Source organism: Anaerocolumna aminovalerica, assembly GCF_900115365.1.
Lineage (GTDB): Bacteria > Bacillota > Clostridia > Lachnospirales > Lachnospiraceae > Anaerocolumna > Anaerocolumna aminovalerica.
Genome location: NZ_FOWD01000024.1, coordinates 46,153 through 72,453, shown reverse-complemented (window position 1 = coordinate 72,453; position 26,301 = coordinate 46,153). Strand labels below are relative to the sequence as shown.

The 26,301-nt window shown below is 34.9% G+C and carries 21 protein-coding genes, 1 pseudogene and 1 riboswitch; of the genes and pseudogenes, 9 read left to right on the top strand and 13 right to left on the bottom strand.

All coding sequences use genetic code 11. The annotated features are described in order from the left end of the window. A pseudogene (locus tag BM183_RS21690) lies at window positions 1-160 on the top strand (IS91 family transposase); the annotation flags it as partial. A gap of 243 nt (window positions 161-403) precedes the next feature. On the opposite strand, the gene BM183_RS13585 reads toward BM183_RS21690, so the two are convergent. The 3 genes from BM183_RS13585 to BM183_RS13575 form a co-directional block, all read right to left on the bottom strand. Further along, complete coding sequence (locus BM183_RS13585) at window positions 404-607, bottom strand: cold-shock protein (protein WP_091687414.1); 204 nt, start codon at window positions 605-607, stop codon at window positions 404-406. A gap of 243 nt (window positions 608-850) precedes the next feature. Beyond that, complete coding sequence (locus BM183_RS13580; protein WP_091687413.1) at window positions 851-2,350, bottom strand: TRM11 family SAM-dependent methyltransferase; 1,500 nt, start codon at window positions 2,348-2,350, stop codon at window positions 851-853. Window positions 2,351-2,404: 54 nt separating this feature from the next. Next, window positions 2,405-2,674 carry a DUF1905 domain-containing protein gene (locus BM183_RS13575; RefSeq protein ID WP_091687412.1) on the bottom strand — a complete coding sequence of 90 codons (270 nt, stop codon included), beginning with the start codon at window positions 2,672-2,674 and terminating at the stop codon, window positions 2,405-2,407. Between the two features lie 506 nt (window positions 2,675-3,180). On the opposite strand from BM183_RS13575, the gene BM183_RS13570 reads away from it, so the two are divergent. The 4 genes from BM183_RS13570 to BM183_RS13560 all read left to right on the top strand — a co-directional run bounded on the left by BM183_RS13570 (window position 3,181) and on the right by BM183_RS13560 (window position 6,842). Further along, the gene (locus tag BM183_RS13570) at window positions 3,181-4,317 is read left to right on the top strand and encodes a sodium ion-translocating decarboxylase subunit beta (protein WP_091687411.1); all 1,137 of its coding nucleotides are present in this window, start codon (window positions 3,181-3,183) and stop codon (window positions 4,315-4,317) included. A gap of 25 nt (window positions 4,318-4,342) precedes the next feature. Further along, on the top strand, window positions 4,343-4,474 hold the full coding sequence (locus tag BM183_RS21295; RefSeq protein WP_276326334.1) for a hypothetical protein: 132 nt from the start codon (window positions 4,343-4,345) through the stop codon (window positions 4,472-4,474). 398 nt (window positions 4,475-4,872) lie between these two features. After that, a complete protein-coding gene (locus BM183_RS13565) occupies window positions 4,873-5,919 on the top strand; it encodes a DUF4474 domain-containing protein (protein WP_091687410.1) in 1,047 nt (348 codons plus the stop codon). 20 nt (window positions 5,920-5,939) lie between these two features. Next, window positions 5,940-6,842: a metallophosphoesterase gene (locus tag BM183_RS13560; protein ID WP_170848010.1), complete on the top strand. Its 903-nt coding sequence runs from the start codon at window positions 5,940-5,942 to the stop codon at window positions 6,840-6,842. A 213-nt stretch (window positions 6,843-7,055) separates the two neighbouring features. Here BM183_RS13560 and BM183_RS13555 read toward each other — a convergent pair whose 3' ends face one another. Together BM183_RS13555 and BM183_RS13550 are read right to left on the bottom strand one after the other, a co-directional pair. Beyond that, window positions 7,056-7,859: a peptidoglycan-binding domain-containing protein gene (locus BM183_RS13555; protein ID WP_170848009.1), complete on the bottom strand. Its 804-nt coding sequence runs from the start codon at window positions 7,857-7,859 to the stop codon at window positions 7,056-7,058. Window positions 7,860-8,097: 238 nt separating this feature from the next. Further along, window positions 8,098-8,784: a Crp/Fnr family transcriptional regulator gene (locus tag BM183_RS13550; RefSeq protein WP_170848008.1), complete on the bottom strand. Its 687-nt coding sequence runs from the start codon at window positions 8,782-8,784 to the stop codon at window positions 8,098-8,100. A 221-nt stretch (window positions 8,785-9,005) separates the two neighbouring features. Between BM183_RS13550 and BM183_RS13545 the strand changes: the two genes are divergently transcribed. Next, window positions 9,006-9,728: an ATP-binding protein gene (locus BM183_RS13545; RefSeq protein ID WP_091687407.1), complete on the top strand. Its 723-nt coding sequence runs from the start codon at window positions 9,006-9,008 to the stop codon at window positions 9,726-9,728. A 123-nt stretch (window positions 9,729-9,851) separates the two neighbouring features. Here BM183_RS13545 and BM183_RS13540 read toward each other — a convergent pair whose 3' ends face one another. The 3 genes from BM183_RS13540 to BM183_RS13530 form a co-directional block, all read right to left on the bottom strand. Continuing rightward, window positions 9,852-11,039 carry a cation diffusion facilitator family transporter gene (locus BM183_RS13540; RefSeq protein WP_091687406.1) on the bottom strand — a complete coding sequence of 396 codons (1,188 nt, stop codon included), beginning with the start codon at window positions 11,037-11,039 and terminating at the stop codon, window positions 9,852-9,854. A 112-nt stretch (window positions 11,040-11,151) separates the two neighbouring features. Further along, window positions 11,152-11,253: riboswitch (NiCo riboswitch) on the bottom strand. A 79-nt stretch (window positions 11,254-11,332) separates the two neighbouring features. After that, window positions 11,333-13,093, bottom strand: coding sequence for an ABC transporter ATP-binding protein (locus BM183_RS13535; protein ID WP_091687419.1), 1,761 nt, complete (start codon window positions 13,091-13,093; stop codon window positions 11,333-11,335). Window positions 13,094-13,124: 31 nt separating this feature from the next. Then, window positions 13,125-14,873 (bottom strand): ABC transporter ATP-binding protein, encoded by a 1,749-nt coding sequence (locus tag BM183_RS13530; protein WP_091687405.1) that lies wholly within the window; start codon window positions 14,871-14,873, stop codon window positions 13,125-13,127. 258 nt (window positions 14,874-15,131) lie between these two features. Between BM183_RS13530 and BM183_RS13525 the strand changes: the two genes are divergently transcribed. Then, a complete protein-coding gene (locus BM183_RS13525) occupies window positions 15,132-15,590 on the top strand; it encodes a YaiI/YqxD family protein (RefSeq protein WP_091687404.1) in 459 nt (152 codons plus the stop codon). 43 nt (window positions 15,591-15,633) lie between these two features. On the opposite strand, the gene BM183_RS21090 is transcribed toward BM183_RS13525, so the two are convergent. The 5 genes from BM183_RS21090 to ade all read right to left on the bottom strand — a co-directional run bounded on the left by BM183_RS21090 (window position 15,634) and on the right by ade (window position 23,019). Continuing rightward, window positions 15,634-17,319: a dipeptide ABC transporter ATP-binding protein gene (locus BM183_RS21090; RefSeq protein WP_091687403.1), complete on the bottom strand. Its 1,686-nt coding sequence runs from the start codon at window positions 17,317-17,319 to the stop codon at window positions 15,634-15,636. 9 nt (window positions 17,320-17,328) lie between these two features. Next, window positions 17,329-18,117 (bottom strand): ABC transporter permease, encoded by a 789-nt coding sequence (locus BM183_RS13515; protein WP_170848007.1) that lies wholly within the window; start codon window positions 18,115-18,117, stop codon window positions 17,329-17,331. A gap of 16 nt (window positions 18,118-18,133) precedes the next feature. After that, window positions 18,134-19,075, bottom strand: coding sequence for an ABC transporter permease (locus BM183_RS13510; protein ID WP_091687402.1), 942 nt, complete (start codon window positions 19,073-19,075; stop codon window positions 18,134-18,136). A gap of 394 nt (window positions 19,076-19,469) precedes the next feature. Continuing rightward, window positions 19,470-21,032, bottom strand: coding sequence for an ABC transporter substrate-binding protein (locus BM183_RS13505; RefSeq protein ID WP_091687401.1), 1,563 nt, complete (start codon window positions 21,030-21,032; stop codon window positions 19,470-19,472). 199 nt (window positions 21,033-21,231) lie between these two features. Next, a complete protein-coding gene (ade, locus tag BM183_RS13500; protein WP_091687400.1) occupies window positions 21,232-23,019 on the bottom strand; it encodes an adenine deaminase in 1,788 nt (595 codons plus the stop codon). 245 nt (window positions 23,020-23,264) lie between these two features. Between ade and BM183_RS13495 the strand changes: the two genes are divergently transcribed. Together BM183_RS13495 and BM183_RS13490 are read left to right on the top strand one after the other, a co-directional pair. Further along, on the top strand, window positions 23,265-25,118 hold the full coding sequence (locus BM183_RS13495; RefSeq protein ID WP_091687399.1) for a hypothetical protein: 1,854 nt from the start codon (window positions 23,265-23,267) through the stop codon (window positions 25,116-25,118). Between the two features lie 326 nt (window positions 25,119-25,444). Beyond that, window positions 25,445-26,173 carry a hypothetical protein gene (locus BM183_RS13490; RefSeq protein WP_091687398.1) on the top strand — a complete coding sequence of 243 codons (729 nt, stop codon included), beginning with the start codon at window positions 25,445-25,447 and terminating at the stop codon, window positions 26,171-26,173. The last annotated feature ends 128 nt before the right edge of the window (window positions 26,174-26,301 follow it).

The following is a 26,301-nucleotide window of genomic DNA, read 5'->3' as shown; positions in this document are numbered from 1 at the left end:
CTTACGTTCCTTACTTGATTGGCAACAATCCATTCTTCTAACGTTTGGATATGACCCTCTTCGTTGTCCTGAGTGTGGTGCTTCTATGTTGGTTCTAGAAGTGTACCATAAAAAAACTGCACTATTTGAACAATATCGAAAGTCTATGGGATATGGATAAATCCACTTTCCATGATTCTTCCTCAAATGTCAGATAGCGCAGTTCGAATCAAAAACAAAAAACTTCATAAAACAAAGTCATGGCGAAGTAGCACCCTTCGCTCTTTTGTTATTCCATTTTTTATTTCTACTCTATTATACACTATTTTTTCGATTTGAGGAATTTCCTAATAATAAATAAAAAAATAACCTCATAGGTAATTTATCATTACCCATGAGGCCATTCTGTTTTAACCTATAAAGATTAAGCTACATAAACATTAGTTGCTTGCATTCCACGTTCACCTTTAACAATGTCAAAAGTAACGCTTTGGCCTTCAGCTAAAGTTTTAAAACCGTTAGAAGCGATTCCTGTGTAATGTACGAACACATCATCTCCGCCGTCTTCGTTTGTAATAAAACCAAATCCTTTTTGTTCGTTGAACCATTTTACTGTACCTTTATTCATGAAAGATACCTCCTAAATATTTATTTATATTTCGTGTTTAAAAAAATCACATATTTTTGTAAAGCATTAAACGACTTAATGACTTACAAAAATATGTGAAATCAATAATACATCTAAAATACACAGTTACACTATAGCAAAGTTTTAGCTCCATGTCAAATAGAATTTACCTGGTCTTTAAAGGTAAAAAACTTTGGAAGCCTCTGTTTTATAGTATCAGAGAACTTCCAAATCATTTGCCGGCTATTCTTTTGAAGTTTTATCCATATATCGTATTACCATTAAGTATGCTCCCTCTTTTTTCGATATTTCATATTCTGCTTCCATACGATAAATATTTTTATCTGCCAGTTTCTTAACATAATCCCGATTATGGGTATATATAATAATGACGCCCCCATATTTTAGGTGTTCTGGTGCTTTTTTAAAAAATCTTCGATAAATATTGAATATTTCATCTTCTTCCTTATTACCTATAGCTCTGGGCATATTAGTAAATATCTCATCAAATAAATACTCATGTTTAAAATCGAAGAAATCTCTATTGATATAGTGTATAATAGTATGAGCCTCTTTGGCATTTTCTTTACCCTTACATACGGCCTCGGCATAAATATCCAATCCATACATAGTATTTGCCGGCACCAGATAATTACGCTCAATCAGCATAGTTCCCACGCCACAAAAAGGGTCTAAAACCTGTGCATCTTCTTTCAAATATTCTTTTGCCAATTCTGCTAAAAATGCTGCATTTACCGGTTGGATGCTGGCTGCTATAACATTCTTTCTGTAGAGAAACCTTTTATCCTCTAATGTGTATAGCTTAACCAATACATTAAGATTCCCTTCTTTGTTTTCAATAAGCCTTAATTCAAATTCATAATTTGAAGCAGAATTTATTAGTTTTTGGTTTGACAGTCTGGTTATTTCTGTCCCTAACTTTTTGGCAAAGGCACTTTTTTTATCCAAAGGCAGTTTACTTTTTAATTCGATTCTAAAGTAATATGGTTCCGTTCCTTCATGCCTTTTGTTTAAAAATTCAATAAGACTGCTGCCAGCAATAGCACTAGCTGCCTCTTCTACATTCATTTTGCATGTTTTTAAATCATCCAATATAAATAAGCATTCACTATAAGTACGTATATCAAGGATTTCTCTTAACTGATCTGTTTTAAGAATAATCCCTGCATTGAACTCTTTTGCCTGTATCCCTTTCAATTGGTCCAAAGTAATATTTTTATAATTTCTGTTTGTAAGTAATACCATTTTGGAGGGTACATCATATCCGATAAATTTATGCTTTACAATTCCTTCCTTAGCTATAATAAGGTCAGAAAGGCATCTTATTTCTTCCTGTATATGTTTCTTATTGGATTCCTCTGCCTCCATATGATTTAGATTATTCCATCTTTTTTTCAAATCCGGCAATAAATTTGTATAATCAAAGCCTTTCATGGCTGTTAAATAAGCACTTTTTACAAAAAGTTGGGTTTCTGTTTCATACCCTTGATACAATTTATCAAGGAAAGCAGGTATCTTCAGCTCTCCTATGATTAAAGCTGTATTCTTCCTTACTTTAGCATCTTCATGGGCTAACAGTTCCTCTAAAATAGAATAGTCTCCTCCCATGTAATATAACAATGAAGCCCTTTGAGACTCTTCTTTTAATTCAGCTTTTAATTTTATTAAATTTTGCCTTACATCCTGTCCCTGTTTAATATTATCAAATATATCTCGTATCATGAAATCTCCCTGCTGAATGCAAACAGCATCTTTTTCTTTTATTCTTCTTTACCATTACTTTTCTCTCTCCGTTATGGTAACATGAATGGTATCTCCCGGTTGCTTTCCTATCTTTGCTCTAATATCTTTTCGGATACCTATTATATGACATGGTGTTTTCATCCTAACCAAACTTCCTTCGTAAGGTTCCCCATCAAAAGTAGCTGATACCGGAACCCTTCCTTTTCCAAATTCTACTTTTACGTCAAAAGGAATCTCAACATACGCACCATCAATATGGGGAACTTTTTTTATTTCGGCTTCAAATTCATAAATTTTTCCCATTTTTATTACCATACTCCTTTCAAAACCAGGTGACTTTGTATGTAGCACAAATCTCCGGCTGAAAGAATATTATTCTTTCAACCTTCCCGACATGATGTCCTTTGCCACATACCTTTCTTTTACCTATAATTGAAGTTTATCATAACACTTTCTGATAGTAAATAAAAATAGTCAAAACAATGAACCATTGTTTCAAAACTTACAGTTATATTTGTCAAAAAGAACCACTTTTAGATTGACTTTTTCTCTCATTTATGCTACTGTTAAAGTAATTTGATATAGTGGAGCAGTTAATTTAGTTAGTCTAATATTATTCTATTTTTTTACTAAATTATGCAATGAAACATTACCAGCAAAGAATTTTACCAAAGAAAAAAGGTATTCGTGATTCATGTTCTGGTTTAGAGAATGACAAAACCTGTATCCTTTTTTCCGGATACAGGTTATTTTTATGCTCTGAATGCTATATCTAATAATTTATACCATTCTAGAAGGGAGAAATTGCTATGGAATTTTTACTTGAAGGCATTAGAGCAATTACTGTTCCACAATTAATCATGTACGTTGTAGGGATCCTGTTGATTTATCTGGCAATCGTAAAAGGTTATGAACCCTCCTTACTTTTACCTATGGGATTCGGAGCCATATTGGTCAACTTGCCTAGCTCTGGTGTTTTGAATCAAACGCTGCCTGGAATCGGAGAAGTTCAAGGTATTATTGAATGGCTTTTTAAAGTAGGTATTGATGCATCTGAAGCATTTCCAATTTTATTATTTATTGGAATTGGTGCCATGATAGATTTTGGCCCCCTTCTTTCAAACCCAGTTATGTTTCTATTTGGTGCTGCAGCACAATTCGGTATATTCTTCACTTTAAGTGCAGCCACTTTATTAAATTTTAATTTAAAAGATGCCGCTTCTATAGCTATGATTGGTGCTGCAGACGGTCCAACTTCTATACTTGTTTCCAAAATACTACATTCCAATTACATAGGGCCCATTGCTGTTGCTGCTTATTCCTATATGGCTTTGGTTCCATTAGTACAACCCCTGGCAATAAAATTAGTTACCACCAAAAAAGAACGAATGATTCGTATGCCCTATAATCCTATTTCTGTTTCAAAAAGAGTAAAGATCATCTTCCCTATCGTTGTTACTTTTATAGCCGGACTTGTAGCTCCAGCTTCCGTTGCACTTGTAGGATTTTTGATGTTTGGAAATCTGCTTAGGGAATGCGGAGTATTAAACAGCCTTTCAGATACAGCCCAAAATGCATTGGTCAATTTAATTACCTTACTCCTTGGAATCACCATTGCATTTAGTATGAAAGCAGAAGAGTTCGTAACCGTAGATACTTTGTTAATTTTGGTTTTAGGATTAGTCGCATTTATCTTTGATACCATTGGCGGGGTTATGTTTGCAAAATTGATCAATTTGTTCCGGAAACAAAAGATCAATCCAATGGTTGGTGCTGCTGGTATTTCCGCCTTTCCTATGTCTGCCCGTGTAGTTCAAAAAATGGCTATCAAGGAAGATCCCACTAACCATTTATTAATGCATGCAATTGGAGCAAATGTATCTGGCCAGATTGCTTCTGTTGTAGCCGGCGGTATTATTATCGGGCTAATCAGTAAATTCATATAACCCGAAAAAAGGAAGGAGATAAAATATGCTTGAGAATTTTAAAACTTCTCTTCAAATAATGGGTATGGGAATGCTTGGTATATTTACAGTAATCATTGTAATTACTCTATTCGTTATAGTCCTTGAAAAGGTGGACAAAAAATTAGAGAAGAAATAAATAATACGTTGTATATAATTTTACCTAATATCGACTATCTGACCTACGTAAGTATAGGCAGCTATGTATTTCTGTTTTACAGGAAAGTTCGATGGTTCTAATGCTTTAGTAATGTTTAAGAATCTACAAAACTTCCATAGTCACATGAAATATATATCCGCCCCTATTACGTAGGTCAAATTATTTTTAGCTGTGTGTTAGATGCCTGATTCATCTCTAAAAATCTAGTGGAATTATTGACTCAGTATATTGAAAACTGTAACTCAAACCCCATTTCTCGAGAAAATTCTTTAAAATACTTTCATTTCCTTTATTTATATTTCTAAATACATTAACATAGCTCCCATTCTTAGAATATTATAATACATCACAATATATATGAAAGGAGCCAGATTGTTTTGTATAATTATATTGTAGAAATAGCATCAAAGATGCCCCTTCCCCTTGGTGTCATTATTCCTAACCCCATCTATATTGCTGCTCTTATATTATTAGTATGTGTTTTTGAAATAATAGTGACTATTTTGCTAATACGAAGAAAAGAAATTCGTAAAGAAACTGCATTGGAAGTCATAAAGAATCCTATTCCTGATAAGAACAGCAGTATTGATAAAGTGAATTTACTCAATGAAGAGCTTGCTACTTATGGATTTGCCTATATGCCGGAGAAAGACATCTTTTATTCTATCATGAACGGTTGGCAGCGAAGTTTCGGATATTGCCAGCTGTATGATGAAATGGCAGTAACTATAAGTTTAGTCATAGATTGCGAACCTATACGCTTTGAATATGGCGGAAAGAAATGGATGATTGAATTTTGGAAAGGCCAATACGGTATGACTACCGGAAGTGAAATTGGTATCTATACCACAACAGGCCCAGACCTTGATATCCCAGGGTTTTTCAACGGTACTTTTTATCAAAGTGCAAAAGATGAGGATTTTTTGCAAATGTCCATGGTCTTAAGAAAGAATGATGAAATATTGTATAAGGTCAGTGGTTTACATTGGTGGTTGACCGCCTTTAAACTTGGGGAATTCTCACATCCTTCCGAGTTGGTTGTGGATATTGAAATAACCTTAAGAGATAGTGAAATGCGGGATGCCTTTGTCAATGAATTATTAGCTGTAGGGTATACCCAGGAGGATCTTACTATAATTAATAATACAGTAAGCTTGACCTTTGATAAACCTCATTCCAAACAACCATTTACCAGAATTCCCTTAACCGAATATTTAATGCAGAAAAACAATGAACAAAACTGTAATGCGTACAAGGTTTTAACAAAAGGTTATGAAAACACTCTAAAGAAATTGGAATATCTAAAGAATGAAGAGCCTAAAATGTATCGCCATATTTTAAATATGGGCAAATCAAGACAGTTCTTTGGTGAGTATGATACTATTAGAAATTTTATACAAAAAAATGATATTCTAAATCGTTAAACTATGAAAGGGGTGGCATAGTGTCCAAATTAGAACCATTAACTAAAGTATTTCATTCCTCACAAGAAATACAGTTTAATAATTCTTCAAAAATCGTTATTATGAGCGATTGCCATAGAGGAGACGGGAGCTGGGGAGATAATTTTTCCAGCAACCAAAATATATATTTTGCAGCTTTAAATTTTTATTATAAAAAGAAGTTTACGTATATAGAACTTGGTGACGGCGATGAATTATGGGAAAACAGAAACCTGGAGCAAATAATTTCCACATACAGCAATGTATTTTGGCTTTTATCAAAGTTTTACCGTAAGGACAGATTATATATGCTTTACGGAAATCATGACATGGTTAAGAAGAAATCCGATTATGTTATTTATAAATGTAGTACCTTTTTCGATGAAAGTATAAAGAAACGTGTTCCTTTGTTTCCTAACATAAAATTTCATGAGGGTTTAATACTCAAAAATACAGATACCGGGAACAAAATTTTCCTTACCCATGGTCATCAAGTTGACTTTTTAAATTATAATTTATGGAAACTAAGCAGATTTTTAGTTAGATACCTGTGGAGACCTCTTGAACTGATAGGCTTTAGGGATCCTACCAGCGCTTCTAAAAACCACGAAAAAAAGAATCTACTTGAAAAATACCTGGTAGACTGGGCAAAAAAAGAAAGACAAATGATTATTACCGGACATACTCACAGACCGGTATTTCCAAAGTTAGGAGAACCACTTTATTTTAACGATGGAAGCTGTGTACATCCAAGATGTATAACTGCCATAGAGATTCAGGACGGGGAAATATCCCTTATAAAATGGTGCTTTATGACCAGAAAAGATCAAACTCTTTATGTAGGCCGGGAAGTGCTTGCAGGCCCTGTTAAATTACAAGATTACTTTGAAAAGGTTTCCTATTGATTGCACTATAATTAATACCTATTTTAAGACACCCTACAAAGACTGCTGTATTTATTAATATGATATATTCCTGCTATATAAATATAAAAAATTGTCATTCTTGGCATAATTAAATTTGTAAAAATCATATATTTCATATTATGGCTTCTCATTTCAATTTAAATAAATATAGGCTAAGAATGACAATTTGTCGATTTATTCACTTATACAATATTAATTTATTTTTGCTATGTACTTACTGGCTTTTTTAACCATGTTCTGATGTGAGGCCTGCTCTACATTAGTACCATGGGTACGGCTGTTTTTAAAATGTATATCCATATGTCCGTTAACGCCATTATTTTTAACAAGATCTAAATTTTGACCTCTTCCATAATTACCGCTTCTGTTATTAACTACCTTAATAGCCGGAGCATTATCAACTCCTGCATGTGGCATTGCTGTCATAGAGCCGGCTAATAACATTCCGTCAACTTCTACCACAACAGCTCTTCTTTCCCAGCTCCAACCTCCCCATATAGATTTAATGCTCATAGAATCCTGTTTTGTTAAAGGTTCTACATCTGCATGATTGGTTCCAAAGGTTCTTTTTAATTGAAATGTTATACCTGTTTCTACGTCTGTTACATTAGCATTGGCATTTCTTGGCCATATGTACTGTACTTCGCTAAACCAATCCAATGCACCATTTTGTTCCAAAGCATATTTTTCTAATAACTCATCCATATCAATTTGTTCTTTTAAAGCATTCCATGTATTTTCACCTACAATTCCGTCAACTTCCAGACCATTTTCAATCTGGAATAAACGAACAGATTTGGCTGTAATTTTTCCAAAATATCCGGTAGCTTCATTATAATCAAAATATCCCAAATTCTTTAATGCCATTTGAATTTTTTGAACCTGACTGCCTCTTGTTCCTGTTTTTAATAAAGCCGCTGATGCACTAATCGGGCTGAAAGCCATTGATATAGTCATTCCTAATATCATGATTCCTCTTAGGTGTTTTTTCCTCATGTCTATTCCTCCTGCTGTCATTTCATGTAATACTTGTATTATATTACAAATTAATTCACTTGTCCAGATTTTCTTAATACTTTTGTAATACTTTTTTAACTCTTTCGTAATTATTTAGCACAATATAGTAAATAATCTATATTATTCAAACAATGGAATATATTTCATAGTATTATTATTTATTTTCAAGCAAATTTACTATTCAGCAGGGACATTTTATCAAAGACTTTAATTGATTTTAATTGTAATCTATGACCTGGGAATCCACCAATATATTAAAATGATTTTTTTTATATTGAATTATCCCTTCTTCTTGTAACTTGCTTAACTCTCTTGACATAGCGCTTCGGTCTACACATAGATACTCTGCCATTTCATTACGATTCATAGTAATATCAAAAGATGAGGAATCTTGTTCTTTTCCTTCTGAAAGCAGGAATGTCATAATTTTCTCCCGAATAGTTCGCTTTGAAAGCAGTTCCATTTTATTGTTTAAAAACAGATTCTTCTTTGCCAGCAACTGAAGTAAATTTTCAATTAACAGGCTATGATAATGGCAGGAAGCCGAACAAGTGCATACCAATCTCTTAATATAGAGCCAAAGAATTGTGGTATCCTCGTTGGCATACACGCTTACCGGACTGGATTTAGCACCTGCACTTGCCAGGGATTCGGCAAATATATCTGCAGGGCCAAGCCCTGCTACAAGCATTCGGTTTCCTAAAATATCTTCTCTTATTACTTGTACACGTCCCGTTATGACAATACCAAGTGCCGGAACTTCATCTCCTGCTTGAATAATGCATTGATGTTTCCCATATATTCTTTCTTTGCTGTCTAAACATTCCAATATAGACTCAATATCTGCTGCTTTCATTCCCGAAAACAGCGAAACTTTTTCAAGAATTTTTATATTCAGATTCATACTTTTCTCCTTCATAAAAGTAATTAAAACTATGTTACTATATTTTTCTTATTATATTTATACTTTGTTGCAAATGCAACTGATATTTTATTAAAAGTATTGTACTATATAGTAGAACATTAAAATAAAAGAATTATAAAGCCTGCTTATTTATAATCAGACACACCCTGATATAAATCACACTATGTAATAAATGATTACCATATAGAAAGGAAATATATATGATAAGAAAAATTATAACCATTGATAAAGAAGCATGTAACGGTTGCGGCTTATGTGTAAGTGCCTGTCATGAGGGAGCTATAGGTTTAGTAGATGGCAAAGCAACCCTCCTCCGTGATGATTATTGTGACGGACTTGGTAACTGCCTTCCTGTTTGTCCCGTGAATGCCATAAGCTTTGAAGAAAGAGAGGCTTTAGAATATAACGAAGAAGAAGTGCTAAGAAATATGGCAAAGAAAAAATCGGTTCCAGATGCTCCTGTTTTCCCAGGGTGTCCCGGTTCACAGGCCAATATCATCAATCACAGTCAAGAAAAAAGAAAAGAAAAATTAGAAGAAGAAAAGTATGAAGCACCTGCTTCCATGTTAAATCAATGGCCTGTACAGATAAAATTAGTTCCGGTAAATGCTCCCTATTTTGATAATGCAAATCTGCTTATTGCAGCTGATTGCACCGCTTTCGCTTATGGAGATTTTCATAACAGGTTCATGAAAAACAAAATTACTTTAATTGGTTGTCCAAAACTGGACGAGGTAGATTATTCAGAGAAATTAACAGAAATATTAAGATACAATAACATAAAGAACATAACTGTAGTTCGTATGACTGTTCCGTGCTGCGGAGGAATTGTAAATGCTGTTACTACCGCATTAAAGAATAGCGGTAAAATGATTCCATGGCAGGTGGTTACCATATCTCCGGATGGTTCTATTATAGAATAAAAATTGTATTGCTTTTTTAAAAACGGATGAATCCAAACACTTAAGTTTTGGGTTCCTCCGTTTTTTAAACCTTTAATATAACAAACTCCTTCTTCATAGGCTGTATATAAAATATAAAAGATATCAATTATCTTTTTTATCCGCTATATAGCTGTTCTCAATAGTGATAACACACTGATATTTCGAATCTATTTTCCGGATGTTTTCTTCTACTTTAAACAGCAGCTCCTGTTCCTGAAGCTCACTATAAGAGTAGGGAACTACTAAGTCAAAAATCAGATTGATCTGATTTTCACCATTTACAACTCTAAAATCATGGATGGTTGCTTTTGGTTCCAGTTCCTTAACAATGCCAATAACCATATTTTTTTTCTCCAGCACTTTAGAATCATTAATTTCTATAGGATCCATATGAATAACAATAAAGATTCCCTTTTCTCTTAATATATCCCTTTCAATAGAATCTATAATCTCATGAATTTCTTCCAGATTAACATCATTGGGAACTTCCGCGTGTATGGTTGCCATGATATGAGAAGGACCATAGTTGTGGACAATCAAGTCATGGCTTCCTATTATTCCGTCATAGCTTTCTACCATATCAGTAATGGACTGATATATTTCATGGTCAACTGCCTCACCCAACAAAGGCTCTAAGGTATCCTTAGCAATATTAAATCCTGCTATCAGTACAAATACAGATACAATTAAACCCATCCATCCATCAATAGCAAGGCCGGTTACTTTTCCAATAATGATAGATATAACTGTTGCAGATGTAATCAAAACATCCCCTAAGGAATCCGCGGAAGTTGCTTTCATTACGCTGGAATTAATACGTTTTCCCAGTGTTTTATTAAAAATAGATAGCCATAGTTTTATAAGAACGGATATTCCTAGTATAATTACCATTATCCAGCTAAATCCAATATTTTCCGGATTTATTACCTTAGTAAAGGAACTTTTAAAACAAGAAAAACCAACTTGCAGAATTAAAAAGGATACTACAAATGCAGATATATATTCAAATCTGCCGTGTCCAAAAGGATGCTCTTTATCTGCCGGTCTTTCTGCCAGTTTAACACCGATAAAACCGATAATGGAGGAAGCTGCATCGGATAAATTATTAAAAGCATCTGCCGTTACGGATATACTATTTATTAAAAATCCTATAATTAATTTTGTTCCAAAAAGGATAATATTGCATATAATTCCTACAACGCTGGATAACACTCCATAAGCGGTACGTACACTAGACTGTTCCACCTTATCATAATCTTTTATAAATAATTTTACCAACAACTGTGTCATGTGATTATTTTTCCTTTCAAATATCTTTATAATTATATTTTTTTACTCCAGTTTATAAATAAACGATATATTTCTTTACTTTATTATAAAAAAACACACCTATGGAACATACTACTGTCCCACAGATGTGTAACACTCATCTGCTGCCGTATAAACGGCCCAGCCCCATGAATCAGAGAATATCTTGATTCATCGCCTGCTCAGTTTGTACTGTAGATTATAATGCAGTGCAAATTGATATTTTGTAAATTATATTATATTACTTATGTCTTTGTCAAGGAATTTCCAATTATTTATTGTAATTGTAATTCGTACAGCTTCTTGTAAATTCCGTTCTGATTTAAAAGCTGCTGATGAGTACCGGATTCTCGAATTCTTCCTTTATGCATAACAATGATCTTATCAGCATGCTGAATAGTGGACAGTCTATGAGCTACCATAATGGTTGTTCTTCCTTCCATCAGCTTATTCAAAGCTTCTTGAATCAACTGCTCTGTTTCTGTGTCAATATTAGCAGTGGCTTCATCCATTACCAAAATAGAAGGATTATACGCTAATGTTCTGGCAAAAGAAATAAGCTGCCTTTCACCGGCAGATAAGGTAGCTCCCCTTTCGGTTACCGGTTCATCATAGGTATGTTCCAAATTATCAATGAACCTGGAGGCATTTACATAGACCGCCGCCGCCTTTATTTCTTCCTCCGTAATTCCCTCTTCTTTCAAACGGATATTACTCTTAATGTCTCCGGTAAATATGAATACATCCTGCTGCACCTGTCCAATTGCACCCCGTAACTGATCTGTATCCATTTCTTTTATATCCACTCCGTCCACGGTAATTTTACCTTTTTGTATATCATAATACCTTCCGATAAGGTTCAGAATAGAGGATTTACCGGCTCCGGTTGCTCCTACAAAAGCAATTTTTTGTCCTGGTTCAATTACAAAACTTACATCCTTTAATATCCAGTTCTCACCTTCATAGGCAAACCATACATGTTCAAATTCAATTCGTCCCTTTACCTCATGTAATATGACAGGTTTCTCCGGATTGGTAATCAGCGGTTCTTCATCTAATATATAGAAGATTTTCTCAGCAGAAGCCATGGCAGACTGCATAGTTCCTAATTGTTCTGCAAGATCTTGTATGGGTTCAAAAAAAGATCCTATATACTGAATAAAGATATATAAAGTACCCATGCTAATAGTGCCGTTTAATACAGAATCTCCGCCCACTCCAATGATAATAACCAATGAAATGATAGAAAGCATATAAATAGATGGGCGAAAGATTGCAAACACCATCATTTCTCTATAATTAGCACGAAACAAATCCTTGCTCTTATATTCAAATTCTTTATATTTTTCCTGCTCTCTTGCAAAGATCTGAATCAGTTTCATTCCGGTAATATGCTCCGATAAGTAAGTATTTATGGCGGTTATTTTTGTTCTTGCCACACGATAGGTGGCTCTGGAGATAGATTTAAATAAAACCGTTAATCCAATTATAAATGGCAGTAATATAAAAGAATAAATTGACATTCTCAAATCAATAGACAGCATAACCACCGCAATACCAATGATTTTTACAATATTCTTAAGGAGTTTAACTAGTATATTGGCAAACATCTCATTTAAGGCCTCAACGTCATTGGTAATCCTGGTAACGATTTTGCCTACCGGTGTTATATCAAAGAATCGCAGTGACAACTTATGTACATGTTCAAATACTTCTTGTCTGATGTTATATATAATAGTTTGACCAGTATTTTGAAGTATCCAGGTCTGAAGAAAGTTGAATACAAAACTTAATACCAATACGATTAAATATATCAGAGCTATTTTTTGAACTCCCTGAAAATTTCCGTTTCCAATGTATTTATCAATAGCCTCTCCTATTAAAATAGGTCGAAGAAGTTCCAGCCCGGTAATCCCCAGAACCAGCAGGAAAGCAAATGCCATCCAGTGCCAGTAAGGTTTTGCATATGCCAAAAGACGTTTTAAAACCCTTCCTCCCTGAGACCTTTCATAATCTATTTCTCTATTGTTCGCCATAACAATTACACCAATGCCTTTCTTCACAGTGTTAAACTGCTTCCAATTGTTTTTCTAATTGCTGCTTTTCATACATTCTTGCATAGATACCTTGCAGTTTAAGAAGTTCTTCATGAGTTCCATATTCTGCTGCTTCTCCTGCATCTAAAACAAGAATGCGGTCTGCATTTTGAATAGTGGAGATTCGATGGGCGATGATGATAGTGGTTTTACCTTCTCTGTTTTTCTTCAGATTTTCCAAAATTCTCTCTTCCGTATTGGTATCAACTGCAGATAAAGAATCATCCAGTATAAGAATAGGGGCATCTTTCATAAAAGCTCTCGCTATGGAACTTCTTTGTTTTTGCCCTCCTGATAAAGTTGCTCCTCTTTCCCCAACCACAGTTTCATATTTTAAAGGAAAATTCATAATATTCTCATGGATACAAGCTTCTTTTGCTGCCTGTTCTACCATCTCTAAATCATTGTCGGCAGCTCCAAAAGCAATGTTATTCCGTAACGTATCGGAAAACAGAAAGTTATCCTGGGGGACATAAGCAATGTTCTCTCTTAGCGTCTTTAAAGGTATCTCCCTTATGTCATATCCATCCAATGTAATTTGACCCGGTTCCACATTATACATTCGGAGCAGAAGATTTACCAGGGTGGTTTTACCGCTTCCTGTTCTTCCAAGTATTGCAAGAGAAGAACCTTTTTCTATATGTACAGAAATATTATTCAAAGCTTTTGGTGCATCGTTATTATATTGAAAACACAAATCTTTGATTTGTATATCTCCTTCCAAATGTTCTACTCTTTTAACGGTATCTTCATCAAATATTTCCGGCTTTTCATCAAAGATATTCTGTATCCTTTTTAATGAGGCAAAGCCCTGAGAGAAGAAAGTAATGCTGTCTCCAGCCGCAATCATAGGCCATACCAGCATATAAATATATTGGTTAAATGCAATAAAGCGGCCTAAAGTAATATCACCTTTTATAGTAAGGTAACCCCCATACAGCAGAGTTATTACACTGGAGAAACCAATAATAAAGTCAAGAGAGGGCATAACAACTGCCTGTAATTTAACCACACCCATATTCTTGTCTTTGTTTTCCTTATTGGCTTTCCCAAAGGCTTTTAATTCCTTTCTTTCCTGCACAAAGGCTTTTATAACATGAATACCCGAAATACTCTCTTGTACCTGATCCGTTAGGTCTGAGAATGCCTGCTGTTTTGCTGTAAATTTCTTTTCAGCAGCCTTACCATAATACACACCACCTACAGCAATGAACAAAAGTGGAATTACTGCTAAAACCGTTAATCGAAGATCTACATATAGAATCATCTTAATTAGGACCATCAATGTCATAATAACCGCATCAAAGGTAGTAATAACCGCAGGACCTATAGACATACGAACTGCATTCAGATCATTTGTAAAATGGGACATTAAATCGCCGGTTTTATTCTTATTAAAGTAACTCATAGATAGCTTTTCCAAATGGGCAAATAAATCATTTCTAATTTCACACTCAATTGCCCTAGAGGAGCCAAATATAAAATAACGCCACAAAAATCTTCCTATCATCAAGATTGCGCCAACTATCAGTATCTTACCAATACCCAGCAAAACCCCATGGATGTTCATGGTTTTACTTTCCAATCCATCGGTAATTTCCCCAGTAAATTGAGGTATGTATAAGTTCACAAAATCCACTACAAATAGAGTAATGATACCAAGAAAGTACTTCCATTTATATCTATATAAGTATTTTAATATTATATTATTCTTTTTCATGTTCTTCACCTACTGTTCTTTTAATTAACCGTACTTTTCTATTATGTATGATAGTTATCTTTTTTTCAATGATAATTTTTATTCATTTGCTATTATGTAAGCTTTTGTTCTATAATTTATTTTCAATATGTATACTGTTTATAAACCCAATGGTATATAATAGGAGTAAGTAATACATTTAAAAACGGAATGAGGAAAGAGTGGGATACGCAGCATTCCCACCCGAGGATGTTGCAGCATTCCGGTGAAAGGAGTCCTATGAAGATATTAGTAGATGCTGATGCCTGTCCGGTAAAGCATATTATAGAAAGGATTGCAAAAGAACATAAGATACCGGTTATTATGGTAATCGATACAAGTCATATCCTTCAATCGGACTATAGTGAAATCCTTCAAGTCAGTAAGGCTCCGGAAGCGGTGGATATTGCCCTGATCAACCGTACTTCTGCTGGAGATATTGTGGTAACCCAGGATTATGGAGTGGCTTCTATGGCCCTTGGAAAAAAGGCCTATGCAATCAATCAAAATGGCAGATATTATACGGAAGATAACATTGACTGTTTAATGTTTGAACGGCATATTGCCAAAAAGCAAAGAAGAGCCGGTAAGAAAACCAGCTCTATTAAAAAGCGAACCAAAGAAAATGATGAAAATTTTGAAAGGGCTTTTTTACAATTATGTTTACGATTAAAACAAGGAAGTTCCCAACCTGAATAAGAATCCGGGAGCTTCCTTTTTTAAGCTATACGAATCTCACTTATCAAACCATAGTTTCTAACAACTTTTTACTGTATGGATGATTAGGCTGATGGAATAAATCCCAGGCATCTGCCGTCTCCACAATTTCACCTTGGTACATAACACATACCCTGTCACACATTTGATAAATAACATTCAAATCATGGGAAATAAAAAGATAGGACAGGTCGTGTTCCTCTCTTAATTTTTTTAAAAGTTCCAATATCTGAGCTTGAACTGTCACATCAAGAGCAGAAACCGGTTCATCTAAAACGATAAGCCTGGAATTCTGAATAATGGCTGCACCAATAGCCACCCTTTGTCTTTGGCCACCGCTTAATTGGGATAAATAACGTTCTCCGAGCTTTTCTTTTAACCCAACTTCTTTTAATATTTGCAATACCTTTTCTTTTCTTTCCTGTCTGGTATAACCACCGGCAATCCTTAAGGGTTCTTCTAAAATCCAGCTTACTTTCTTTGCGGGATTTAAGCTGCCATAAGGATCCTGGAAGACCATTTGGGGTTTCTTATCTTTTAATTTGATTTCACCGGATACATCCTTTATAAGTCCTGTTATTGCTTTTGCTAAAGTTGATTTTCCGCTTCCGCTTTCACCTACGATGCCCAGAACTTCTCCATACTTTACAGACAAAGAAACTTTGTTTACCACTTTTTTTAACTTCTTTTTTGCGAATACCTTTTTTACATTTTCTTCATAAAATACATCCAGATGATGTACCTCTAATATAGTAACCTCATCTGTATTTCTTACCTCTTTAATTTCTGATTTCCTTTTAGCTTCTGTTTCTGCTTCTGTGCAATCCCTTTCAGCTTTCTTAGTACTTTCAACTTCAAGCTTCTTGCTATGTCCCTGATATGTTTCCTTTTCAGCGGCTTCATTGTATAATTTCTTTTTTTCTCTGCCGGGCATGGCAGCCAGTAATTTCTTGGTATAATCTTTAACGGGATCTGAGAATATCTCCTCTACCGTCCCTTCTTCTACAATCTTTCCATCCTGCATAACCAAGGCTCTTTTACAAATGCTTTTGATAACACCCAGATCATGGGATATGAGAATAACAGAAGTACCATGATCTTTATTCAATTTCTTTATTAATTTTAGTATTTTAGCTTGAATAGTAACATCCAGTGCAGTTGTTGGCTCATCTGCAATCAGCACTTTAGGGCTGCAAATCATTGCCATAGCAATCATTACTCTCTGGCGCATACCTCCGGATAATTGATGGGGATATTTATAAAATAAGCTCTCAGGGTCCTTTAAGTCTGCCTCCTGCAAAGCTTCCAGTACCCGTTTTTTACGTTCATCAGAATGTAATTCCGGCTCATGTAACAGCAGCATTTCTTCAATCTGATGACCGATTGTAATAACCGGATTCAAAGAGGTCATGGGTTCCTGAAATATCATAGAGATTTGATTTCCATTTATTTTTCTAAGCTCTTCCTGTTTTAACTTTAATAAATCTTTATGTTCAAAGAGAATACTTCCCTCCAAAACTTCCGCATCCTTTGATAATAGACCCATAATTGCCAGTGCGGTCATTGTTTTTCCAGAACCGGATTCTCCAACAACTCCAAGGATTTCGCCTTTCTCCAATTGAAAGGAAACTTTATCCGTCACTTTACTTACATTGCCTTTATCACGAAAACCAATGGTAACATCTTTAACTTTAATTAATGGATGATTCACCTTTATTTCCTACCTTTCGTTTATCAGACTAAATCCTATTACGGATAGAACTATCATAATTCCCGGAAATATGGCACACCAGGGAGACATAAACATATAAGATTGTGCCTCTGATAACATTCTTCCTAAACTGGGATCGGGAGGCTGTACACCTAATTGCAGGTAACTCATACCTGCTTCTGCCAAAACCGCATTATTAAATCCAATAGTAAGGGAAGATAATAAAATAGCTTTTGTATTAGGAAGAATATGAACAAACATAATTCGCAAATCGCTGGCGCCCATTAATTTTGCATTCTTTACAAAATCTCTTTCTTTTAATGTAATATACTCACTTCGTACTACTCTGGCAAAACTGGGTATAAAAATAATACCTAATGCAATGATCACATTATATTTACCGGGTCCAATTAAGCTTACCACAATAAGTGCCAGCAAAATACTTGGAAAAGAAGCCACTCCATCATTAATGCGCATTAGGATCTCATCCAGCCAGCCTCCATAGTAACCGGTAAATGCTCCTACTAGTGTTCCAAAAAAAGCACCAATGGCAACCGTGAGCAAGGCTACAAAAAAGGTGGTTCTTCCCCCCTCCATCACCCGGCTTAATACATCACGGCCAAAATTATCTGTTCCAAATAAATGCGTAAAACCCGGTGCCATATTCTTCGCAGTTCCATCCATTGCATTTGGGTCATAGGGGGTGTAAAACAGCCCTATTATAATAAAGAGAAGCACTAAACTAATAATAGAGATTCCTATTTTAAAGTTTAAATTATTTATTTTTTTGTTCTTCACTTGTCTTCTCCTTACATTACTTCACTCTCACACGTGGATCAATCCACTGGTATAGCATATCAACAATAAAGTTTATAACAACAATAGTCGCAGCAATATATAAAACTATGACTTGTACAACTGCATAATCCCGGTTGGAAATTGCCATAACCAGAAGCCTTCCTAAGCCCGGCAAACTAAAGACCTGTTCAATCGCAATACTTCCGGCTAAAGTATCAGCAATAATCATCCCAATAAAGGTAAGCACAGGAATAAAGGCGTTCTTTAACACGTGTTTGTAAAGAATGGGGTTTTCTAAATTACCTTTACTTCTGGCTGTCCTTACATAATCCATCTGAAGCTGTCTGATGATAGAACTTCTTAAAAACTTTAAGACCATAGCAGCCTTGGGAATTGCATTGGCCAATGCGGGATAAATCATGTATCCCAGAAATAGACCGAAGTTCTCCTTAGGCCCAATATAACTTCCCGGCGTAAACCATTTTAATATAAATCCAAATAGTAATGTTATAATAATACCAAGAAAGAAAGGTGGTATTCCCATTCCGGTATGAGTAAAGAAGGATATAATTCGGTCCACCCCTTCCCCTTCTTTCTTAGCTGCCATAATACCAAAAGGAATGGAAAGAACAAGAATAAAAGAAAAAGATAAAGCAGCCAGCCAAATAGTCACCGGCATTCTTTCCAATATAAGAGAACTTACAGGTATTTTATACTGGCTGGAGATGCCAAAATCACCGGTAAATACTCTAGAAAGCCACCTTCCGTAACGAACCAAAACATTTCCATTTAAATTCATAGCTTCCCTTAAAGCTTCAATATTTTCTTCTGTTGCATTGGTACCCAATTGGGTAACAGCACTGTCTCCCGGAACTACTTGAAATGCTATAAAAGTGAGAAAGGAAACAATAAGTAGAGTAAGGACTAAAGTAAGTACTTTCTTTAGAGTATATTTCATATTCCTTTTCCTCCTTTTATATGTGTTTTCTAATCCTATCGTTAAAGCGGATATTCTCACTTGCCTATAGGCAAGTTTATCCGCTTACGCTACCAGCTCTACCTCATTGCCACTACATGGCATTTCAGCAGGAGCCCTAACTCCTGCTGAAACAGGCAAGTCCTTACCTGATGAGGTTAAATAAAGTATGTACGATTTCCTCTTATTTTTCTTTAAATATTACAAAATAAAATTAAATTTGTCATTCCGAGAGTACAATTTCAGCAAGGCTGAATCCTGTACTCGAAAAATCTCACCTTTATTAGAGATTCTCCACCCTTTGGGCTTAGAATGACAAATTATTTTATTTCTACTTTTCCACAAAAATTTATTTATTTTATATATTTATCAACAATTATTCTGCATAATACACACTGGCCATATCTAATGCAAAAACAGGATAGAAGGTAAATCCGTCTAATTTTTTATTGACCGCCACTAAAAGGGCAGGATCCTGTATATAGACAGCAGCTGCGTCTTCCGCTAAAATGGATTGCAGTTCTTTATAAAACGTTATCTTCTCTTCATCCTTTGTTGTCTTTACGGCATTGTCTAAAGTCTTATCAAATTGTGGGTTACTATATTTTAAGAAATTATTACCCGCATCTGATTTATATCTTTCTAATACATCTCTGGGAGCCAGTTTCGCGTCTAAGCCAATAACTGTTGCTTCATAATTTCTTGCCACATAAACATCACTTAGCCAGCTGGCCCATTCGATCTGCTCAATTTTAGCAGTAATGCCCGCCTGTTTTAGCTGTTCAACAATTACCTGGGCAGTGTCTACATGGAACTTATAATTGGAAGGCACTTTAATAGTGAAAGTGAATCCATTGGGATATCCTGCCTCGGCAAGTAGATCCTTTGCTTTTTTCACGTCATAGGTATAAGTTCCTGCCGTTTCTTCATTATAATACTTGGAAAAGCCGGGGAACATATTGCTGCCAATTACAGAACCTTTTCCCCCTGCTACCATATCAAGAATTCCTTGTCTATCTATTGCATAATTTAGAGCCTGACGTACTTTTATATCAGTAAATGGTTTTGCAGTATTATTTAAAAATAGTGCTTGTACCAGATTCATATGGCCTTCTGCAATATTAAACTGCTGTGATAATTGAGCTGCCTGGGTTTCTGTTAAATATGGAAAAATATCAAGTGATCCTGCTAATAAATCCAAAACCGCAGAATCCGGATTTGGTACTATTTTAAAAGTTACCTGATCTAAATATGGTTTTCCTGTAACATAATACTCTTCATTCTTCTCTACGACCAGACTTTCTAGCGGTGTATAAGACACAAATTTAAAGGGTCCCGTTCCAACCGGAGCAGTATTCTGGTCCTTGTAGTCTTTTGGAATAATGGCACAAGTAAGATAACCCAGTAACTCTGTGTCACCTTCTTTTAATACCACTTCCACTGTAGTTTCATCTATCTTGTTTACTTCTGAAACATTAGTAAGCGCCGATTCCACTACAACAGCAGGATCAGCTGTTTCAAGTAAACCGGCGCTTCTTTTGATTGAATATATAACATCATCTGCTGTTACAGGAGCACCGTTATGAAACTTAACATTTTCACGCAAAGGGAAAGTATATACTTTTCCGTCTTCCGATATGTCATAACTCTCTGCTACAGCAGGCACTAAATTACCATTTTGGTCAGGTTTTACCAAACCTTCAAACAGATTAAATAAAACTTCCTTAGTTCCTGCCGCTACCGCTTTGTGAGGGTCAAGACTATCTAAATCTTGTGAAATTCCTACTACGATTTTTCCACTGTTAATAGGGGTTTTTGAAGACATATCATCTACAGGAGCTTTCTCATTATCGTTTCCTTTCCTACCGCCTCCACATCCGTAAAGTGCAATGGATAAAACCAGAATCATGAGTATGAAAAATGGTTTTCTTTTTTTCATATAAAACTCCTCCTTATGAAATTTTCTTCATCATATACTTATTATGTGAAAATTGCAAGATATAAATTCATAATTTTCTAAAAAATATAAAGATATAATAACACCAAAGATGCTATTCTAGTACAAGATATTGATGAGTAACCTTCCTTACCAAGCAATATCTTGTACCGGCAAAAGTGCTGAACACCTTTTACTATAATTAAAAAATAGTTGGTACAAATTCTTGCACATCCACTTTTACCAAGCCACGGGTCGTGAGCCTGATATCAGGAATTACTGACAGACTTATGAATGCTAAAGTCATAAATGGATCAATTCCTTCCGATACCCCTAAACCTTTTGCCTTCTTTTTCATTGCTCCCAGCTTATCTTCTACTACTTCTGCTTTTTCATCACACATTACACCGGCAATAGGCAATGGCAATTCTCCAAGAATCTTACCCTCTGACACTATTGCCAAGCCTCCTTGATTCTTTCGCACACAATTTCCAGCTATGCTCATATCCAAATCATTGGTACCCACAATAATCAGATTATGTGAATCATGAGCAATACTTGAGGCTATTGCGCCATTCTTCAGTCCATAACCTTTTAAGAATCCCACACCAATATGCCCTGTATTTAAATGTCGTTCCGCTACCGCAAGTTTTACAATATCCTGCTCTGGATTTACTCCTGTTCCAGAGAAAGGCATTATTTTTTCATTCGTTAATATCTCTCCATTAACAAGTTCAATTACCCGCATGGATTCTCCGGTTTCCTTCACTATAAAATCTTCCGGTTTTAATTCTTTCATATGGAAAGAAGTATATACTTTTTTAAATTTATTTAAATCTTTTTTAGTAGTTACACTTTCATTTAGAATGATTTTATTTTGTGCTGCTAGTTTACCGTCTTTATATACTTCCAATACATTCATGTCATATAAGCTGCCTACCACCGCTATATCTGCTTTATAACCGGGTGCAATGGCTCCCGTATTCTTTATTCCAAAATACTCTGCGGGCTGAATAGTAGCCATCTTAACCGCCAGTATAGGATCCGCTCCATTGGACACGGCTTTTCTAATTAAATAATCTACATGACCGTACTCTATAATATCTCCCGGATGTTTATCATCTGTAACCAGCATACATCTATAACAGTAGGGTGGTTGGAACAATGGCATTAAGGCGTCCATATTCTTTGCAGCAGTGCCTTCCCGAATCATAATCCACTGTCCCCGGCTTAGTTTCTCTTTTGCATCTTCTACGGTACTGCATTCATGATCTGAAACAACACCGGCAGCTATATATCCGTTCAGCCCTTTCCCCTGCAACCCGGGAGCATGGCCATCCACTATTTTATTATATTTCTTTGTTATGGCAATCTTTCGAAAGATTCCCTCGTCTCCTAATAAAGTACCGTAAGAATTCATTAATTCTGCCAGTCCCAAAACCCTTGGATTTTCAAAAAACTCCTCCAGATCTTCTGCTTCCAGTACAGCCCCTGATTCATCCAAAGAAGTAGCAGGTACACAGGAAGGTAGCATAAAATAAACATCCAAAGGTAATCCTTCGCTGCTTTCCAGCATATATTCGATTCCCATCTTGCCGGCAACATTGGTAATCTCATGAGGATCTGTAATAACAGCCGTAGTTCCGTGAGGCACTACAGAAGCAGCAAATTCACCGGGGGATAACATAGAACTTTCTATATGAATATGACCATCAATAAATCCGGGACACAAAATCTTGCCTGAACAATCAATATATTTTGTTAAATGACCTGTTTCTGTATCAAATTCCACACTGGAGTAGTCACCGATGCCAACTATATACCCATTATGTATGGCTATATCTCCGCTCTCTAGTTGATTGGTAAATACATTTACAAATCTTCCGTTTTTAAGTACTAATTCCGGTGCTATCCTTCCTATTGATGCAAAAACATTTTCTTGTAGATGTTTCACATATGAATCCACTGAATTTTTGAATAGTTCTGTCATAATGTCCTCCTTAAGGTATTATATAAGGCTCCTAACTAGTAAATTTTTTATGCAGTTTGGGATTTTCCTTTTGTATATTATATATTTTTACCTGGATTAAAACAATAGATTTCATAGTTTTTTTATGTTTTTTTAGAGATATTATGTTAGACTCCCCAAATCATCACATTTAAGTTGACTTTTTTCTACATCTCTGATAACATTTTTTTATATTTACCAATATAAAGAAGGGGTCAAAATTTAATATGAATAATGAAAATCAAAACGAAAGTAATTTGAATGAAAATCAATTCTCTGAAGTAGAATTGGACAATGCTCCTAAAGGAGTACCTGAAGAAACTCCTTTTACAGAAACAGCTTCTTTTACAGAAGAAACATCTGGCACGGAAGCAGCTTCTGACACAGAATTAACTTCTAATATAGAAGCTGAAAATAACACAGCGGGTGAAAACTTAAATACTCAGTCTGAGGATTTAGAGCTTAACAAAGAAAATATTACGGAAGAAATGAAAGAAGATATATCTTTGCAGCCAAGTGACTCTCAACCGAATGTAGAAACTCTTCCTGAAGCACCTGTAAAAAAGAAACAAACAGGTAAAATCGTAGCTGCCTTACTAATCTTAGTAGTTGTTCTGGCCGGTTCTATTACAGCATTTGCAAATCGAAATAAGTTATCCAATACAATTGCAATGATGACAAAAAGTTCCTCTCAATACTATGCCTATATAGAACAAAAGAATCTTGACAAACAAATAAATTCTGTAACAAAAAATTACAGTAAATCACAAGATAATTATAAAAAAGGAATTGGGGCTGAAAATAACCTGTCCTTCACCATCTCTCCTGCATTAGCAATGATGATGGGCTTAAATGAAATTAAACCGATCAATGCAAAGCTTGAAAGCATTTCAAAAGATGGATTAAGTAGTTTTAATGGAGTACTTTCCTATGATAATAAAACCCTTGCATCTTTAGAGTTGTTATCTGATATGAATACTTCTGATTACTACCTAAAAGTACCCGAATTAAGCAGTGCATATCTGCTCATGACTATGAAAGACATGATAGATTCAGGAATTATGGCAGATACTGATTTCGATTATAATGAATATGCAAAAAATCTCCCTGCACTACTGGGTAACCAGCTTCTCTCTGAAAATGCCTTAAATGAAATGCTAAAAAGATATTCTTCTGATATTTACAATAATATTAAAACAGTTGAGGTTAAGAAAAACGTAGATGTTACTGCTTCTACTATAACTTCCAGCTATAGTAAACTTACTGCAACTGTTACAGATACGGATTTATATAATATAGCTTTAGCAATTTTAGAAGACGCCAAAACTGATAAAGACTTAGCTAAAATAACAGCTTCCTTACAGTTAATGACTGAAGATGAATATTACAATACCATTGAAACCGCCATTAATGATTTGAAAGCGGATAAATCAACTCTGACAAACGAACCTATGTTAAATATGGTCCTATATACAGATAGTAATGGTAATATTACAGGCCGCGAAATAACCATTTTGGACGGTAGCAGCACTTCTTTGGGTTATACTACCGCTAGGGATGGTTCAAAATTGGGCTTTCAAGCCTGGTTTAAGGAAAAGGATTTAGATATTTTAGATGTTACTGCTAATGGTACTATCGGCAATGGTTTTACCGGTGATTCTGTTATTTCATTTAATTATTATGATGAATACTATGACGAAACTACTTCAACAAGTTTTAATGTAGCTCTTGAAAATGTTAAATTGAAAGATAACAAATTAGATGGTAAATTCACTTTAACATCTGATGAAATGCTTGGTACGGAATTCGTAGTTGAATTCAAATCTGCTAACAAACAGCAGGATATAAACATTAAAATGATGGCTGGTGGAATTGAAACCATTGCATTATTATTGACCACCAAGGAAATACCAGTAAAAGATATAAAAATGCCTTCTTCTTCTGAAAAAATCGTTGATATGATGAATAATATGGATTCCTACATTGAAACCGCAGACTTGGAAGGTTTTATGACGAACATTCAAACTATATTAGCGGAAGACTTTGGCCCATTATTTGATCTGCTTCTATATGGAATGTAATTTAGAATTTTTTACGAATAAGACAAAATTAAAACAATTATAAGCGGGAGTTGCTGCAAATTTCATAACGTAGATTGTGTAACTTGTTACCAATTATATGTTAAGAGAAATGCAGCAACTCTCTTTTTATCAGCAGAAATAAATAACATGCTTAATCTTATAATAAATTTCCCATTATTTATATTGGCATAACTTTTGTATTAAATATTTTTACTAATATTTTATATTTCCTTTCTTTTATTTCATAGGGCAGTATGCTAAACTTATTGTAATGAATCTTAACGAACATAATTAGAAATTAGTAAAAGGAAAGAGGTACATCATTCATGAAAGAAGATCATTTTAAAAGTACAACTCTTGATGACTCTGCTTCTATATATCAACCAAGACAGGAACAAACAGAAAAGCAAAAATTCAGTGAGATGACATTTAAGGAAAAGGTTAGTTATTTTAATGACTATTATAGATTAAAAACAATAGTCTTCGTTGCAATAGCAGTTGGAATCATCTATTTAGCCTATACTATCTTAAATCCAGGTCCCAAAACAGTATTACATGTAACCTCTATTAACAGCTCCATTGATATGGAGACGGCAGAAATACTGGAAGCCAACTTTTCTGATTATCTAAACTTAGATAAAGATAAAGAAAACGTATTTATAGACACTACATTATATCTTAGCAATGAAGACGCCATGAATGAAATGACTATGGCCAGTGAGCAAAAATTAACGGTTTTGTTTTACTCTGGCGAAATCGATATCTTCATAGCTCCCGAAGCTGAATTTGCTCGCTATGCAAATTCAGGTTTCTTTAGTAAATTATCGGATCAGCTAACCACTGAAATGTGCAGCTATTTTGGAGATTCCTTCTACTATACCCAAACAGAAGAAGATCCGGCTAAAGGCGCTTATGGGATTTACCTAAAGGATAGCATATTATATGATAAAACCGGACAACCTATGGAGAATCCGGTTCTGGGAATAGCCGTGAATTCCAAATATACTGAAAATGCTGTTGATTTTATCAGGTATATCTTTGAGTTAACAAAATAAAGTTCAATGTACACTTTGCCCTGTTAAGTTTGAATAGATGTTGCATAATTTAGGTTGTGAATATAGCGAGAGGGTATGATTTGTTTTTTCGAAATCAGTGGAGGGTATGTGGGATTAGTGGCATTTTC